General features: G+C 65.6%; 9 protein-coding genes. 3 read left to right on the forward strand and 6 right to left on the reverse strand.

The window, feature by feature from the left end; translation table 11 throughout:
* Positions 1 to 23 precede the first annotated feature (23 nt).
* Positions 24 to 1,031: a KpsF/GutQ family sugar-phosphate isomerase gene (locus AAFG50_RS05625; RefSeq protein WP_028173857.1), complete on the reverse strand. Its 1,008-nt coding sequence runs from the start codon at positions 1,029 to 1,031 to the stop codon at positions 24 to 26.
* A gap of 191 nt (positions 1,032 to 1,222) precedes the next feature.
* On the opposite strand from AAFG50_RS05625, the gene AAFG50_RS05630 reads away from it, so the two are divergent.
* Positions 1,223 to 2,965 carry an outer membrane beta-barrel protein gene (locus AAFG50_RS05630; protein ID WP_028173858.1) on the forward strand — a complete coding sequence of 581 codons (1,743 nt, stop codon included), beginning with the start codon at positions 1,223 to 1,225 and terminating at the stop codon, positions 2,963 to 2,965.
* A gap of 177 nt (positions 2,966 to 3,142) precedes the next feature.
* Here AAFG50_RS05630 and AAFG50_RS05635 read toward each other — a convergent pair whose 3' ends face one another.
* Both AAFG50_RS05635 and gltB read right to left on the reverse strand, forming a co-directional pair.
* Positions 3,143 to 4,594 carry a glutamate synthase subunit beta gene (locus tag AAFG50_RS05635; RefSeq protein WP_028173859.1) on the reverse strand — a complete coding sequence of 484 codons (1,452 nt, stop codon included), beginning with the start codon at positions 4,592 to 4,594 and terminating at the stop codon, positions 3,143 to 3,145.
* Between the two features lie 141 nt (positions 4,595 to 4,735).
* A complete protein-coding gene (gltB, locus tag AAFG50_RS05640; RefSeq protein WP_028173860.1) occupies positions 4,736 to 9,469 on the reverse strand; it encodes a glutamate synthase large subunit in 4,734 nt (1,577 codons plus the stop codon).
* 490 nt (positions 9,470 to 9,959) lie between these two features.
* Between gltB and AAFG50_RS05645 the strand changes: the two genes are divergently transcribed.
* Positions 9,960 to 10,742, forward strand: coding sequence for a hypothetical protein (locus AAFG50_RS05645; RefSeq protein WP_028173861.1), 783 nt, complete (start codon positions 9,960 to 9,962; stop codon positions 10,740 to 10,742).
* Between the two features lie 133 nt (positions 10,743 to 10,875).
* Here AAFG50_RS05645 and AAFG50_RS05650 read toward each other — a convergent pair whose 3' ends face one another.
* Together AAFG50_RS05650 and AAFG50_RS05655 are read right to left on the reverse strand one after the other, a co-directional pair.
* A complete protein-coding gene (locus tag AAFG50_RS05650) occupies positions 10,876 to 11,646 on the reverse strand; it encodes an alpha/beta hydrolase (RefSeq protein WP_028173862.1) in 771 nt (256 codons plus the stop codon).
* Positions 11,647 to 11,801: 155 nt separating this feature from the next.
* On the reverse strand, positions 11,802 to 12,272 hold the full coding sequence (locus AAFG50_RS05655; RefSeq protein ID WP_028173863.1) for an Hsp20 family protein: 471 nt from the start codon (positions 12,270 to 12,272) through the stop codon (positions 11,802 to 11,804).
* A gap of 207 nt (positions 12,273 to 12,479) precedes the next feature.
* Between AAFG50_RS05655 and AAFG50_RS05660 the strand changes: the two genes are divergently transcribed.
* Positions 12,480 to 13,427: an alpha/beta hydrolase gene (locus tag AAFG50_RS05660; RefSeq protein ID WP_028173864.1), complete on the forward strand. Its 948-nt coding sequence runs from the start codon at positions 12,480 to 12,482 to the stop codon at positions 13,425 to 13,427.
* An 87-nt stretch (positions 13,428 to 13,514) separates the two neighbouring features.
* Here AAFG50_RS05660 and AAFG50_RS05665 read toward each other — a convergent pair whose 3' ends face one another.
* On the reverse strand, positions 13,515 to 16,313 hold the full coding sequence (locus tag AAFG50_RS05665) for a di-heme-cytochrome C peroxidase (protein ID WP_028173865.1): 2,799 nt from the start codon (positions 16,311 to 16,313) through the stop codon (positions 13,515 to 13,517).
* Between the last annotated feature and the right edge of the window lie 85 nt (positions 16,314 to 16,398).

Raw genomic sequence — 16,398 nt, forward strand, 5'->3', positions numbered from 1 at the left:
CCCCGGAATGACTGTGCTTGAAGCTACGCCACGCCCGCGCGCAGCAAATCGTGCAAATGCACGATGCCCACGACCTTGCCCGCCTCGGTCACCAGCAGCGTCGTGATCTTGCGGGTGTTCAGCACCTCGATCATCTCGGTGGCGAGCATCGAGGGCGGCACGGACTTGGGCTGCCTGGTCATGATGTCGTCGACCGACACTGTCAGCAGGTCGGGACGCATGTGACGGCGCAGATCGCCGTCGGTGATGATGCCGACGGCCTCATTCGCGTCGTTGACGATGCAGACGCAGCCCAGTCCCTTGGCCGACATCTCGACCACGGCCTCCGACATCTTGGTGCCTTCAGGCTTGACCGGGATCTCCGCGCCGGTGCGCATGTAGTCGCGGACGAATTTCAGCATCGCGCCGAGCTTGCCGCCGGGGTGGAAATGCGCGAACTCGAGCGCGGTGAAGCCGCGGCCTTCGAGCAGCGCGATCGCGAGCGCATCGCCGATCGCGGCCTGCATCAGGGTCGAGGTGGTCGGCGCCAGATTGTGCGGGCAGGCCTCGCGCGCCTTCGGCAGCTCGATCACGAGGTCGGCGGCTTGCCCCAACGAGGACGCCGCGTTCGACGTCACCGCGATCATGGGGATCGCAAAGCGCGCCGAATAGTTCACGAGGGTCTTCATCTCCGGCTGCTCGCCGGACCAGGACAGCGCCATGATGACGTCGTCCGCGGTGATCATGCCGAGGTCGCCATGGGCGGCTTCAGCGGTGTGAACGAAGAAGGCGGGCGTGCCGGTCGAGGCCAGCGTCGCTGCGATCTTGCGCCCCATATGGCCTGACTTGCCGAGCCCGGTGACGATGACGCGGCCCTTGGCCTGCCGGATCATGTCGACCGCCTTGGCGAAGGTCGCACCCAGCGGGCCGCGCAGGGCGGCGGCGAGCGCGTTGATGCCGCCGCTCTCCGTCTCCAGGGTGCGGAGTGCGGATTCGACGCTTGTGGGAATGGGGCCGGATGATTGGGTCATCAGCGGTTTCGAACTCGGCATGTTCAGGTCCAGGGAGGAGGGGCGATGGCCCGTTGGTGCCTGCTTAGCACGCCTCGGCGTATGAGGCGACGCGGCCGCCCCGACCCTCAACGGGTCATTAACCATAATTGTTTTAACTCCATTAACGATGGTTTCTGCCAGCCGGCGGGAACCATCGCGAAAGTATTTGATTTCGTTGGGGTAATTCCATCGTGGGGTCGTCTCCAGGCATGGGCCGGAGCAAACGCGCGCATTTCCTGCGCGCGGCTTTGCCGTGTCTTGCGCTGACGGCCCTGCAAAGCGGTCCAGTCGCCGCCCAGAGCCTCACGCCCGACCTGTTCAATCCCAACCGCGGCGGCTTCGCCGCGCCTGAGACATTGCCGACGCGCCGCACGGCAGGCGTGCCGCAGGCGCCCTCGGACGCGCTGCCGGCGCTGCCCGATCCCAATGCCGACCCGCGCAAGCGCCAGCAGACGCCGGCGACCTCGCGCGTCGGCCAGGTGCCGACCTACGGCCTGCCGGCCGCCAACGGCGCCAGCGGCTCGGGTTACGACTCGCTCAACCGCAAGCGGCAGCAGCCCAAGCTCTATCCCGGGCAGCCGAAGCCGAAGCGCCCGGTCGGACCCGGCTCGCCGGTGCCGCCGGCAACGCCGGACAGGACGCTCGGCCCGCCGCGCATCGCGCCGCCGCCGTCGGAGACCGCGCACAAGGTGCCGGTGCCGCCGGCGATGGCCGGCAACGTGCCCGGCCAGCCGCTGCGCCGTCGCCTCAAGGCCGATGACGACGCGTTCGGCGCGGTCGGCGATTATGCCGGCAGCTTCCTGATCAAGGGCGGGCTCGAGCTCTCCGCCGGCTATGACACCAACCCGGCGCGTCTGAACAAGCCGGTCGGCTCGCCGGTCTACGTCGTCGCGCCCGACCTCCTCGTGGCGTCCGACTGGGAGCGCCACGCGCTGGTCGCCGATTTGCGCGGCTCGTTCTCGGGCTACACCAACAACATGCCGGCGACGATCGACGGCTTCGCCTCGCCCTCGCCGGTCGAGATCGACCGGCCCGATTTCACCGGTCATGTCGACGGCCGCATCGACGTCGACCGCGATCTCAAGCTGACCTCGCAGCTGCGCCTGCGGCTCGCCACCGACAATCCCGGCAGCCCGAACGTGCAGGCCGGCCTTCAGAAATATCCTGTCTATGCGACCTATGGCACGACCATCGGTTTCGACCAGACCTTCAACCGCTTCCAGGTCGCCGCCGGCGCCACCGTGGATCGCACCGCCTACACGGATTCAAAACTCACCGACGGCTCGACCTTCAGCAACAACGATCGCGACTTTAATCAGTACGGCGGGGTCGGCCGCTTCTCCTACGAGCTGAAGCCTGGGCTAAAACCGTTCGTCGAGATCCAGGGTGACACCCGCGTCCACGACCAGGCCGCCGACCGCAACGGCTATTTCCGCGATTCAAACGGCGGTTATGCCAAGGTCGGCTCGTCCTTTGAGTTCTCGCGCATCCTCACGGGCGAGGTCTCGGTCGGCTATTCTGCGCGCAACTATGTCGACCCGCGCCTCAGTCAGCTCTCGGGCTTCCTCACCTCGGGCTCGCTGATCTGGAACGCGAGCGGCCTGACCACGGTGAAATTCGCCACCGACACGCAGATCGCGGAGACCACGGTCCCCGGCTCCTCCGGCGTGCTGGTGCACACCTACGGGGTCGAAGTCGATCACGACTTCCGCCGCTGGCTCACGGCCGTCGGCAAGTTCACCTACGGCACCTACGACTACCAGAACCAGGGTCGTAACGACAAAACCTACTCGCTCGAAGGCAACCTGATCTACAAGCTCAACCGCAACATCTGGATCAAGGGCACCCTGCGCCACGACATCCTGGACTCGAACCAGCCGACCTCGAGCTCGCAGGGCACGGTGGTGATGCTGGGGGTGAGGCTGCAGAATTGACGCCTGTCGGCACGAGTCTGGAGTGAGATGAGGCGCGAGAGCGCGGCTCTCTCCGCTCGTCATTCCGGGGCGCGCCATTTGGCGCGAACCCGGAATCCATCGGGCGTCAGGGGGCGTGGATAAATGGATTCCGGGCTCGCGCTTCGCGCGCCCCGGAATGACCGGCGAGCGGCGAACCTACCGCGGCAGATCCGTCTTCCCCATCAGGAACGTATCAATCGACCGGGCGCACAGCCGGCCCTCGCGGATGGCCCAGACCACCAGCGATTGCCCACGCCGCATGTCGCCGGCGGTGAACACGTTCGGGCGCGAGGTCTGGTAGTCGAGCGTGTTGGCCTTGACGTTGCCGCGCGGGTCGAACTCGACCGAGAGCAGCTTGAGCAGGCCCTCATGCACGGGGTGGACGAAGCCCATGGCGAGCAGGACGAGCTCGGCATCCAGCTCGAACTCGGTGCCGGCAATCGGCTTGAACTTGTCGTCGACGCGGACGCAGTGCAGCTTCTTGACCTGGCCGTTCTCGCCGGAAAACTTCTGGGTCAGCACGGCGAATTCGCGGATCGCGCCTTCGGCCTGGCTAGAGGAGGTGCGCATCTTCAGCGGCCAGTTCGGCCAGGTCAGGCCCTTGTTCTCGCGCTCGGGCGGGGCGGGCATGATCTCGAGCTGGGTCACGGACAGCGCGCCCTGGCGCAGCGAGGTGCCGATGCAGTCGCTTCCGGTGTCGCCGCCGCCGATGACGACGACATGCTTGCCGCTGGCCAAAATCTCGGTGACGCCGTTCAGCGGCTCCTCGGAGACGCGGCGATTCTGCTGCGGCAGGAAGTCCATGGCGTAGTGGATGCCTTGGAGATCGCGGCCGGGGATCGGCAGGTCGCGCGGGGCTTCCGCGCCGCCGGTCAGCGCCACGGCGTCATACTCGTTGAGCATCTCGCGCGGATCGACATTGCCGTCAGCGCCGACATGGCTGTTGTAGTGGAAGGTGACGCCTTCGCCTTCCATCTGCTTGACGCGGCGGTCGATGATGCCCTTCTCCATCTTGAAGTCGGGGATGCCGTAACGGAGCAAGCCGCCGGCCTTGGCGAACTTCTCGAACAGGTGCACGTCGTGGCCGGCGCGCGCGAGCTGCTGCGCGCAGGCCATGCCGGCGGGTCCAGAGCCGATCACTGCGACCTTCTTGCCGGTCTTGACGGAGGCGACTTCCGGCTTCAGCCAGCCATTGTCCCAGGCGCGGTCGACGATCGCGCATTCGATCGTCTTGATGGTGACCGGGTTGTCGTCGATGTTGAGCGTGCAGGACGCTTCGCACGGCGCGGGGCAGATGCGCCCGGTGAACTCCGGGAAATTGTTGGTCGAGTGCAGGTTGCGCGAGGCCTCTTCCCAGTTGCCCTGATAGACGAGGTCGTTGAAATCGGGGATCTGGTTGTTGACCGGGCAGCCCGGCGTGCCGGGCGCGACCGAGCCTGTGCCGTGGCAATAGGGAATGCCGCAGTTCATACAGCGCGCGGCCTGGTCGCGCGTTTCCCTCTCGGTCAAGGGAACGACGAACTCGTGAAAATGCTTCACGCGCTCGGCGACCGGGGTGTACTTGCGGTCGTGCCGTTCGATTTCCAGAAAACCCGTGATCTTGCCCATTAAACCCGAAGTCCCTGCCGCTTAGGTTTGTTTGCCGTCGTTCCGGGATGCGCGCGCCGCGCGCAGACCCGGAACCTGGAGGTTGGTTTGCGAGATTCCGGGTTCGCGCTTTGCGCGCCCCGGAATGACGCGAGTTGAGAATTACGCCCCGATCGCGATCTTCGGCTCGGCGTCCGCGTTGGCCGCCATTTCGCGCAGCGCACGCCGGTACTCGACCGGCATCACCTTGCGGAATTTTGGCAGCCAGTCCTTCCAATTGGCAAGGATGTCGGCGGCGCGCTTGGAGCCGGTCGCTTTCGCATGGCGCGTGATCAGGACGTGCAGCCGCTCGACGTCGGAGTCGAGCAGGCCCTTGAACACGTCGACCCGGCCATGCGCCTCGAGGTCACCGGTGTGATTGTAGGTGCCGGCGTTGATCAGCTCCTCCGACAGGACCGGTTCGAGTTCGACCATGCTGAGGTTGCACAGCTTGTCGAAGTCGCCGGTCTCGTCGAGCACGTAGGCGATGCCGCCCGACATGCCGGCCGCGAAGTTGCGCCCGGTCTTGCCGAGCACGACCACGATGCCGCCGGTCATGTATTCGCAGCAATGATCGCCCGCGCCCTCGACCACGGCGATCGCGCCCGAGTTGCGCACGGCGAAGCGTTCGCCGGCGATGCCGCGGAAGTAGCACTCGCCCTGGATCGCGCCGTACATCACGGTGTTGCCGACGATGATGCTTTCTTCCGGCACGATCGCGGAGTTCTTCGGCGGCTTGACGATGATCTTGCCGCCCGAGAGGCCCTTGCCGACATAGTCGTTGCCTTCACCCTCGAGCTCGAAGGTGACGCCATGGGCGAGCCACGCGCCGAAGGCCTGGCCGGCGGTGCCCTTGAGGCTGACATGGATGGTGTCATGCGGCAGGCCGGCATGGCCGTAGATCTTGGCGACCGCGCCCGACAGCATGGCGCCGGCGGAACGGTTGGTGCTGTTGATCGTAGCGTCGATCTTCACCGGCGCGCCGCGGTCGAGCGCGGGCGTCGCCTGCTCGATCAGCGTGCGGTCGAGCACGGCTTCCAGATGATGGTTCTGGCGCTCGGAGTGATAGATCTTCTGGCCCTTCTCTTCCTTCTGCTTGACGAACAGCTTGGAGAAGTCGAGCCCCTTGGCCTTCCAGTGCGCGACAAGCTTGGTCTGGTCGAGCAGCTGAACCTGGCCGATCATCTCGTTGAAGGTGCGGAAGCCGAGCGACGCCATGATCTCGCGGACCTCTTCCGCAACGAAGAAGAAGTAGTTGATCACGTGCTCGGGCTGGCCGGTGAAGCGCTTGCGCAGGACCGGGTCCTGGGTCGCGACGCCGACCGGGCAGGTATTGAGATGGCACTTGCGCATCATGATGCAGCCGGCCGCGATCAGCGGCGCGGTGGCGAAACCGAACTCGTCGGCGCCGAGCAGCGCCCCGATCACGACGTCACGGCCGGTGCGGAAGCCGCCGTCGACCTGGACCACGATGCGGCTGCGTAGCCGCTCGCGCACCAGCGTCTGGTGGGTTTCGGCAAGGCCGATCTCCCACGGCGAGCCGGCGTGCTTGATCGAGGTCAGGGGCGAAGCGCCGGTGCCGCCCTCGAAGCCGGCGATGGTGACATGGTCGGCGCGCGCCTTGGCGACGCCCGCGGCGACCGTGCCGACGCCGATCTCGGAGACGAGCTTGACCGAGACGTCGCCCGTCGGGTTGACGTTCTTGAGGTCGTAGATGAGCTGCGCCAGGTCCTCGATCGAGTAGATGTCGTGATGCGGCGGCGGCGAGATCAGGCCGACGCCCGGCGTCGAGTGCCGGACCTTGGCGATGGTCGCGTCGACCTTGTGGCCGGGCAGCTGGCCGCCTTCGCCGGGCTTGGCACCCTGCGCCATCTTGATCTGCATCATGTCGGAGTTGACGAGATACTCCGTGGTGACGCCGAAGCGGCCCGAGGCGACCTGCTTGATCGCCGAGCGCATGGAATCGCCGTTCGGCAGCGGCTTGAAGCGGTCGGCTTCCTCGCCGCCTTCACCGGTGTTCGACTTGCCGCCGATCCGGTTCATGGCGATCGCGAGCGTGGTGTGCGCCTCGCGCGAGATCGAGCCGAAGCTCATCGCACCCGTGGCGAAACGCTTGACGATGTCCTTGGCCGGCTCGACCTGGTCGAGCGGCACCGGCTTGCGCTTCTCTTCCTCGGCGCTCTTGATCCGGAACAGGCCGCGCAGCGTCAGCAGGCGCTCCGACTGCTCGTTCAGGATCTTGGCGAAGGCGCGATAGCGCTCCAGCGAATTGCCGCGCGCAGCGTGCTGAAGCAGCCCGACCGACTCGGCGGTCCAGGCATGGTCCTCGCCGCGGCTGCGATAGGCATATTCGCCGCCGACGTCGAGCGAGGTCTTGTAGACCAGCGCCTCGCCGAACGCGTCGGCATGGCGGCGCACGGCTTCTTCCGCGATCTCGGCCAGACCCACGCCTTCGACGCGGGTATGCGTGCCGGCGAAGAACTTTCCGACGAAGTCCGCCTTGAGGCCGACCGCGTCGAAGATCTGCGCGCCGCAATAGGACTGGTAGGTCGAGATGCCCATCTTGGACATCACCTTCAAAAGACCCTTGCCGATCGACTTGATGTAGCGCTTGACGATCTCGTAGTCGTCGAGCGAGCCGGGCAGGCGGTCCTTCATCGCGATGATGGTCTCGAACGCGAGGTAAGGATTGATCGCTTCGGCGCCGTAGCCGGCAAGGCAGGCGAAGTGATGCACTTCGCGCGGCTCACCGGATTCGACGACAAGGCCGACCGAGGTGCGCAGTCCGACGCGGATCAGATGATGATGCACGGCAGCGCAGGCCAGCAGTGCCGGGATCGGGACCCGGTCGGTGCCGACCATGCGGTCGGACAGGATGATGATGTTGACGCCCTCGCGCACCGCGCTTTCGGCGCGCGCGCAGAGCTCGTCCAGCACCTGGTCCATGCCGGCTGCGCCGAGCCCGGCGTGGAAGGTGGTGTCCAGCGTGCGCGACTTGAAGTGGGTGTCGGCCACGTCGGTGATCGAGCGGATCTTCTCGAGATCCGCGTCGGTCAGGATCGGCTGGCGCACTTCGAGGCGCTTGGTGGTGGCCATGCCCTGCAGGTCGAACAGGTTCGGCCGCGGTCCGATGATCGAGACGAGGCTCATCACCAGCTCTTCGCGGATCGGGTCGATCGGCGGGTTGGTGACCTGCGCGAAGTTCTGCTTGAAGTAGGTGAACAGCGGCTTGGCCTTGTCCGACAGCGCCGAGATCGGCGTGTCGTTGCCCATCGAGCCCGCGGCTTCCTCGCCCGTCGCCGCCATCGGCGTCATCAGGATGGTGATGTCTTCCTGGCTGTAGCCGAACGCCTGCTGGCGATCGAGCAGCGACAGGTTGGAGCGCACGCCGGTGGTCGGAACCTTCGGCAGCTCTTCCAGCACGATCTGGGTCCGCTCCAGCCACTCCTTGTAGGGATGGCTCTTGGCGAGCTCGGCCTTGATCTCGTCGTCGGGGATCAGGCGGCCCTGCTCGAGGTCGACCAGCAGCATCTTGCCGGGCTGGAGCCGCCACTTGGTGATGATCTGGTCCTCGGGGATCGTCAGCACGCCCATCTCGGACGCCATCACGATGCGGTCGTCCTTGGTCACGAGATAGCGCGCCGGCCGCAACCCGTTGCGGTCCAGCGTGGCGCCGATCTGGCGGCCGTCGGTGAAGGCGATCGCGGCGGGGCCGTCCCACGGCTCCATCAGCGCGGCGTGATATTCGTAGAAGGCGCGGCGCTTCTCATCCATCAGCGGATTGCCGGCCCACGCCTCCGGGATCATCATCATGACGGCGTGCGGCAGCGAGTAGCCGCCCTGCACCAGGAATTCGAGCGCGTTGTCGAAGCAGGCGGTGTCGGACTGGCCTTCATAGGAGATCGGCCAGAGCCGGTTGATGTCCTTGCCGTAGAGCTCGGAGCTCACCGAGGCCTGGCGCGCCGCCATCCAGTTGGTGTTGCCGCGCAGCGTGTTGATCTCGCCGTTATGCGCGATCATGCGGTAGGGATGCGCCAGCGACCAGGCCGGGAAGGTGTTGGTCGAGAAGCGCTGATGCACCAGCGCCAGCGCGCTCTCGAAGTCCGCCTCGTGCAGGTCGGGATAGTACTTGCCGAGCTGGTCGGCGAGGAACATGCCCTTGTAGATCACCGTGCGGCAGGACATCGAGCAGGGGTAGTAGCCCGCAAGGCCGCGGTCGCGGCGCTGGTAGATCGCCTGCGAGATCGACTTGCGCAGGATGTAGAGCCGGCGCTCGAAATCGTCCTCGGTCTTGGCGGTGCCGTTGCGGCCGATGAACACCTGCATGCAGGCGGGCTCGGTCGGCTTCACGGTGACGCCGAGCGAGGAGTTGTCGGTCGGCACGTCGCGCCAGCCGAGCAGGGTCAGGCCCTCTTCCTTGATCTGGTCGGCGATGATGCTCTTGATGACGTTGCGCCAGGCGGTGTCGCGCGGCATGAACAGCGCGCCGATGGCGTATTCGCCGGGCTGCGGCAGCGTGAAGCCGAGCTCCTTGGCCTTGCGGCTGAAGAAGGCGTGCGGGATCTGCACCAGGATGCCGGCGCCGTCACCGGCGCGCGGATCGGCGCCGACAGCGCCGCGATGCTCGAGGTTGCAGAGGATGCTCAGCGCGTCCGAGACGATCTTGTGCGACTTCTTGCCCTTGATGTTGGCGATGAAGCCGACGCCGCAGGAATCCTTTTCCAGACTCGGATCGTAGAGGCCTTCGGCGGGCGGGCGCGAATTGTGTTCCTGAATCGGATCAGTCGTTTTCGAGGCGACCGTCGCCGACAGTTCTTCTGCCACGATGTTTGCGCGCTCGAATTGCGACCCGTTCATGTCCTCGTCCTCTCCATGCGGCAAGCTGTCTCACCGCCATCTTCGGCGCACCTTGGGCGTTCCGCGGCACCCGCCTCTGGGTCACCGCTCGTCCGCTGCGAGCCGCATTTTCTTAAATTCAGGCCAAGGCGTTCTACGTCCCCGTGAACGGCTTTGCCTGTTGCCTTCTTGGTGCTCGGAAGCACCGACTTTCGTTGCAATCCCTATGCCGGAACCGCAAGCAAAATTGAGACAGCTTTCCTGTCCTAACCATCACCTTGCCAAATTTTTGTCTATCACACAAGCGCGCGAAAGTCCCGATTCCCGATCTGTCAATCAATCGCTTTCCGAAAGTTGCGCAGCCCCGGTTTTGAAGCAAACGCGCCCTGATCCGGCCCTGTGGACGCCGAAATCGCAAATGAAGCTTCGGATCGACCCTTCGGAAGGCGCGCCACGCCGCAAGAAGCGAAAGAGCGCGATCCATCCGGGGGCTGACAGGAGCGTGTCGACCATGAAGTTTTTCACAGGATGTGTGGCCGCCGCCGCGCTGGCGCTGGCTGTGACCGCGGCAGAGGCGCAAGTTCCGGCGAACGGTATTGCGGGAGGGGCCACGATCGCCGTGTCGGATTTCGACCGGCCCTATGCGCCACCGGACGCCGCGCCGCCTCCGCCGCCGCGATATGGCTATGGCTATGGCTACGAGGAACGCGGCCCGGCGCTGCTGCCGGCCACCGAGGTCTATGCGGTGCTGCGCGACAACGGCTTCTCGCCGCTCGGCATCCCGCGGCTGCGCGGCAGCGTCTACACCATCTCGGTGATCGACCGCCGCGGCGACGACGGCCGGCTCGTGATCGACGCCCGCGACGGCCGGATCATCCGCTTCATGCCCGCCGCCGATGCCTACGGCATGGCACCGGCCTATGAGCAGCCCACGGTCGCGCCCTACGGCCCGCAAAGCGCGCTGCCGCCGCCGACCGTGGTCCGCAGCGGCCCGCCGCGCCCGCCGGCCTCGATCCCGCATGTCGCAAGGCGCACGGTGCCGCTGCCCAAGGCGGCTCCGCAGCGCGGCGAGACGCCGGTCGCGGCAGCGAAGCCGGCCGAGCCTGCGGAACAGCAGGCCCAGACGCCGCAAGCTCAAGCACCGCAGGCACAGCCCGTGCAGCAGACCGCCGCCGTGCAGGCCAAGCCCGCCGAGGCCGCGCCGCAGGCCGCTGCGCCGACAGTGGGTCAGGCGAAGCCCGCCGCGACGATTCTGCCGACACAGGACATGCCGGCCGCGCAGGGACTGGATTAGCGCGCAGTTCGTTTGGCGCGACGGCGCTCACGACATTTTCGGTGTCGTCCTGGCTTTCGCCAGGACGATGTTGGAGCAAAGATAAAAGGCGCCTGAGATTTCAGGCGCCTTTTTGCATCGTGAGAATCGCCTCTCAGCTCCGCGGATACCCCGCAGCTTCCAGGATCAGGTTCGCCACGTCCTTCGGATGCGACACCAGCGAGAGGTGGCCGGCATCGAGCTCGATCGTCGTTGCGTTCATGCGCTTGGCAAGGAAGCGCTCGAAGTCCGGATTGATGGTGTCGTCGTTCTTCGACACCGCGTACCAGCTCGGCTTGGCGTGCCATGCAGCTTCCGTGGTGCGGCCGGCGAAGATCGAGGCCGCGGTCGGCCATTGCACGGCATAGAGCTCCTTGGCCCGTTCCGGCTTCACGCCATTGGCGAAATATTTCAGGAAGGCGTCTTCCGAGAGCTTGGTGTAGCCGTCGCGCTCGATGATGCCGGCGCGCACCGGGCCGGTCGGGAATTGCTTCGACAGCGCGACGAAATCCTCGTTGGCATCGGGCGCGCGTGCGGCGACATAGACGAGGCTGGTGACCTTCGGGTCGGTGCCGACCTGGCTGATCACGGTGCCGCCCCAGGAATGCGCGACCAGCACGGTCGGCCCGTCCTGCTCGGCCAGCGCGCGCTTGGTCGCCTCGACCGAGTCCGCAAGCGACGACAGCGGATTCTGCACGGCGGTCACGTGAAGGCCGGCGGCCTGGAGGATCGGGATCACTTCAGACCAGCTCGATCCGTCGGCCCAGGCGCCGTGCACCAGCACGACGTTCTTCGCCTTCGCGGTTTGCGGGGTTTGTGCGTGAGCGAGGCTGAGGGGAGCCGCCAGCAGGCTCGCGGCGACGAAAAGGCTGCGCCAAAGTGTCATGATCGTTCTCCGTCTTGTTTTGGGTTCGATGCCCAAAGGACGGAGGGAGAGGCAGCAGCGTTACGTCGGCTCACCAGTCTGTGATGCGGTGCAAACGAAAAAAAACGCCCCGGGGCACCGGGGCGTTTTCGCAACCTGGAAGTGGCGTGCGTGTTTTACGCGGCGACTTGCGCGGCCGAGTTCTCGATCACCTGCGCCTTGGGCGCGCCGGCGTTGATCGCGATCTGGCGCGGCTTCTTGGCTTCGGGAATCTCGCGGACGAGATCGACGTGAAGCAGCCCGTTCTCGAGCGAGGCGTCCTTCACCTGCACGAAATCGGCAAGCTGGAAGGCGCGCTCGAAGGCACGCGCGGCGATGCCGCGGTAAATCACTTCGGACTTCGAGTTCTCGTTTGCGACTTTCTCGCCCTTGATCGTCAGCGTGTTTTCCTTCGCGACGATGGAGAGCTCATCCTTGGCAAAGCCCGAGACCGCAACGGTGATGCGGTAGGCGTTCTCGCCGGTGCGCTCGATGTTGTAGGGGGGATAACCGGGGCTGCCATCCGAACCGGCCTGGTCGAGCAGGTTGAAGAGACGGTCGAAGCCGACGGTGGAACGATAGAAGGGGGTGAGATCGTAGGTACGCATGGTCAAGTCCTCCATTGAGCGACTGTTTGGTAACCCGCCCGCCAATCGGGCCGGGCTTTAGTCTGTGTGCAGCCTGATGTTCCGGTTCCGAAACACTGGTAGCGGCCTGCACCATGGTGATATGGGTTCAAGGGAACGGCGTTCAAGAGGGCGGCAACTTGCGCCTTTTCGGCGCTCCCGCCCTTGATTTTCAGCATTTCTCGCCCAATGACGCTGATCTCGATTCCGTCCAATCCCGTTCCCGAAGACGTCGTCAGCGGCACCATCAAGACACCCGATGGCGCCGAGCTGCGCTTTGCGCGCTGGGCGCCGCCGGCGAACCGCAAGGGCACGGTCTGCGTCTTCACCGGACGCAGCGAGCAGATCGAGAAATATTTCGAGACCGTGCGCGACCTGCGCGACCGCGGCTTTGCGGTGGCGATGATCGACTGGCGCGGGCAGGGCCACTCCTCGCGCCGCCTGCGCGATCCGCGCAAGGGCTATGTGCGCGACTTCGCCGATTTCGAAATCGACGTCGAGACCTTCGTGCAGCAGGTGGTGCTGCCGGATTGCCCGCCGCCCTTCTTCGCGCTCGCCCACTCCATGGGCGGTACGGTGTTGCTGCGCGTTGCGCATGCGGGCAAGCGCTGGTTCGACCGCATGGTGCTGTCGGCGCCGATGATCGACCTGCCAGGCCGCACCACCTCGTTTCCGTCGCGGGCGCTGCTGAAGACGATGCGCCTGATGGGGATGGGCGGCCGCTATGTTCCCGGCGGCAGCGATCGCATCACTGGGCTCGATCCCTTCATCAACAATCCCCTGACCAGCGATCCCGTGCGTTATGCGCGCAACGCCGCGATCCTGGAGGAGGATCCGACGCTCGGGCTGGCGTCACCGACGATCGCCTGGGCCGATAGCGCCTTCCGCGCCATGCACACCTTCAAGGGCATGAACTACCCCTCCGAGATCCGCCAGCCGATCCTGATGCTGGCGGCCTCCAGCGACACCGTGGTTTCGACCGCCGCGATCGAGGAGTTCGCCTACCATTTGCGCGCCGGCTCCCATCTCGTGATCGCCGGCTCGAAGCACGAGATCCTCCAGGAGCAGGACCGCTACCGCTCCCAGTTCTGGGCCGCCTTCGACGCCTTCGTGCCGGGCACGCCGCTGTTCAAGTGAGCGGCAGTGACGGTGCGCTCCCTCGCCCCGCTCTTGTCCGCTGAAGCTTCAGCGAAGGCGGATGCGGGGAGAGGTGAAAGGACCGCGCTACAGCGTCTTCAGATACTCGATCAGGTCCTTGCGCTCTTCTTCTTCCAGCAGGCGGCCGACGACGCCGTCCTTGTGCGGCGGCCCCTTGCCCTCGAACGAATGGCCGAGATTGCTGTTGCCGTTGATCTCGGTGCCGTCGGGCCAGGTGGTCGAGAACTGCGTTTCTCCGGTCTTGCAGCGCTCGCCCTCGACGACGGCGAAGCCGACCAGCTTCGGATCGTAGTCGCGCTGACCCATGCAGAATTTCTTGGGTCGCTCGGCAGCAGGCCGCAGCATCCAGTCCAGCGAGGGCACTGAGCCGTTGTGGAGATAAGGCGCGGTGGCCCACACCCCGTTCAGCGGGCGCGCGCGATACCAGGGACCGGGCTCCTTGGGATCCGGCGGCTGCGGCCCGGGATTGGGACAATTGGCGCGGGCGCCCCACCAGCGCTTCTGCGCGTCGGGCGGGATTTGAGCGTCATTCATCGCCTTTCGGCTGACGATGTCGACGATCGCCATCAGCCCAACCGAATAGGGCATTTCGGTCGAGGTCGTCTCCGGCAGGTTGGTGCATTTCCATTGGTCGCCGAGGATGCGTGTCGGATTCAGATCGAGGAAGCCCGGCACCGAGACCGTCCGCTTCTCCAGGACTCTGGCCTGGGCGGAATCCGTCCCCATGCCCGTGACGCTCTTCTGGATCGGGTTGAGCACCATCTCGTCGCCGATGCGCTCCCAGCGCGACGACGACCACACACTCTCCTGCGGAAACTCCTTGTCGAACTCGGGATCGTTGACGGGACCGAGGTGGCACTCCACGCAGATCTTTGCGTAGAGCTTGCGGCCGCTCTTGACGCGGTCCGGATTGATCTTCCAGTCGTCGCCGAGAATCTGCGAAGGCCATCTCGGCGAGGTCAGTCCGCCGAGCTTCTTCTGCGCGTAGGGATCGGGGCCCGCCAGCAGACTCTCGATCCAGTGCAGGTTGGTGACATCGGCCGAGGACCGGTAAAGCCTGTCCTTGGGATAGGCGTCGGACAGGTTGAGCAGCGCCGTCACGCCGAGCGCCTCGCCGGCATTGCGGATCAGCGGCTGCTCGATCGAGGCATCGTACTGCGCGAATTTGAGCCACGGCACGGTCCAGATCGGAGGGAAGCTGACCGGCGCGTCCTGGGCATGCAGGTTCTTCTCGAATCCCTTGACCCCGCTCAGCGCGAAATCCTGGGAGAACACCTGGTTGCCGATGCGATTGAGCGCATCGAGACGGCCGAAGCCTTCTTCCGTGTCCTTTTGCTGCTTGCCGTCCCAGGTCTTCTTGCCGGCGATCGTCTTGTCGTAACCCTTTTGCCAGTCGAGCAGGAATGTGAGGGTCGCCTTGAGGCTCTGCTTGAGCGCATTGCGGTCGGCGTCGCTCGCATCGGGGCCGAGTACGCGGTCGGCGAACCGCTTGAAGCGGAACGGCACGTAGAGCGTGTAGGCGATCGAGAGCCCGGTCACGCTCTCGAGTTTCTTCAGGTCGGTCATGGCCGGGCCGCCGTCGAAGCGCACGTCCACGCCCTTGTAGCGCACGTGCCCGGTGTGGCAGGCGGCGCAGGTCAGCCCGATCTTGTCTTCCTCGCGGCGGCCGGTCGCGGGATCGACGACGCCCGTCATCCGCGCGAAGCCGACCGGCAGGCCGTCGACATTCTCGACCTGCGACCAATCGGTCGACAGGCTCTTCGGCTGCGTCGTGTCGTAGACGTTGGCGTAGCCGAAGCTCCGCAGCGTGGTTGCGTCGGTCTTGATGGATTGCGGGCTCTGGATGAAGCCGAAGCGCTCGAGATAGGCGCTGTCCTTCACCATGCCGGGGCGTGAGATCAGGCGAAGACGCGGCTGCTCCAGCGCCATGAACCAGGTGTAGGGAACCGGAAAGGTCGCGGTGCCCTGGCTGGTGTGGTGGAACCAGTGCCGGTCCTCCAGCGACCAGTTCTGCTCGAGCCAGAAGGCCGCCGTCGTCTCCGGGAGCTTTGGCAAGGGCGGCGGCAGCAGCTGTGCGAGGACTCCCTTCTGCGGCAGCATGGCGCGGACCTGGTCGGGGAATTCGCTGACCGCCACGAGAGCGACAAGAGCGGCCGCGAACAGGAACGCTATGATCCCGAGAGCCCAGCGAAACCTGAGCGCGCAGGATGACAGCAGCGACTGCGATAAAATCCGCTGGTTGATGCGGTCGGGGAATTGGCGCGTGTTCAGCAGCGTGCGCACGTCGGCGACGCTGAGATAGCGATCCTCCTTACCCGTGCCCTTGCCCATGATCTTCAGCAGGACGGGCCATTCGAACTGCATCAGCACGGGGTAGTACCAGCGCACGGCGCTGCCTGCGCGCTTGAGGTTCTCGTGCATGAAGGTCTTGATTTCCGCAGCGTTGAGGCCGGGCTCGCTGCTGCCGGTGTCCGGATCGGTGTAGGTCCGGCCGAAGCTCTGGAGCCGCGCGATCTCGTCCTCGTTGACCTTGCCGTCGACGCCGAGGACGCGCGAGCCGGCGCCGCGCTTGTCCAGAGGGCCACCGCGCAGTTCGTCGAGCTGCGGGCCCGACCGGATGCTTTTCAGGATGTGGCTAAATCCGTTGGCGATGAGCGCAACGCCGCGGACCTGGATCCGGGCCCAGCTCTTCATCAGCCCCGTCTCGCCGCTCGCATTCGCGATGGTCTGCGACAGCGTGTTGAGCGGGACGGTCCCGCCGTCGACGAAGCCTTCGCCGACGAGGCCGCGCAGGAATGGACAGGGATTGTTCGGCGAGACCCCGATCGAGGGGTCGAAGGGGGGCTTCGAGGCGGGGTGATGCATGGCCCAATTCCTGAAAACAGCGAATCGTGAAAATCAGACGCGCCGATCAAGCGCGGAAAGTCCTAACAAACAGCCAGCGCGGCCG

It is taken from the genome of Bradyrhizobium sp. B039 (assembly GCF_038965675.1).
GTDB classification, from domain to species: domain Bacteria; phylum Pseudomonadota; class Alphaproteobacteria; order Rhizobiales; family Xanthobacteraceae; genus Bradyrhizobium; species Bradyrhizobium diazoefficiens.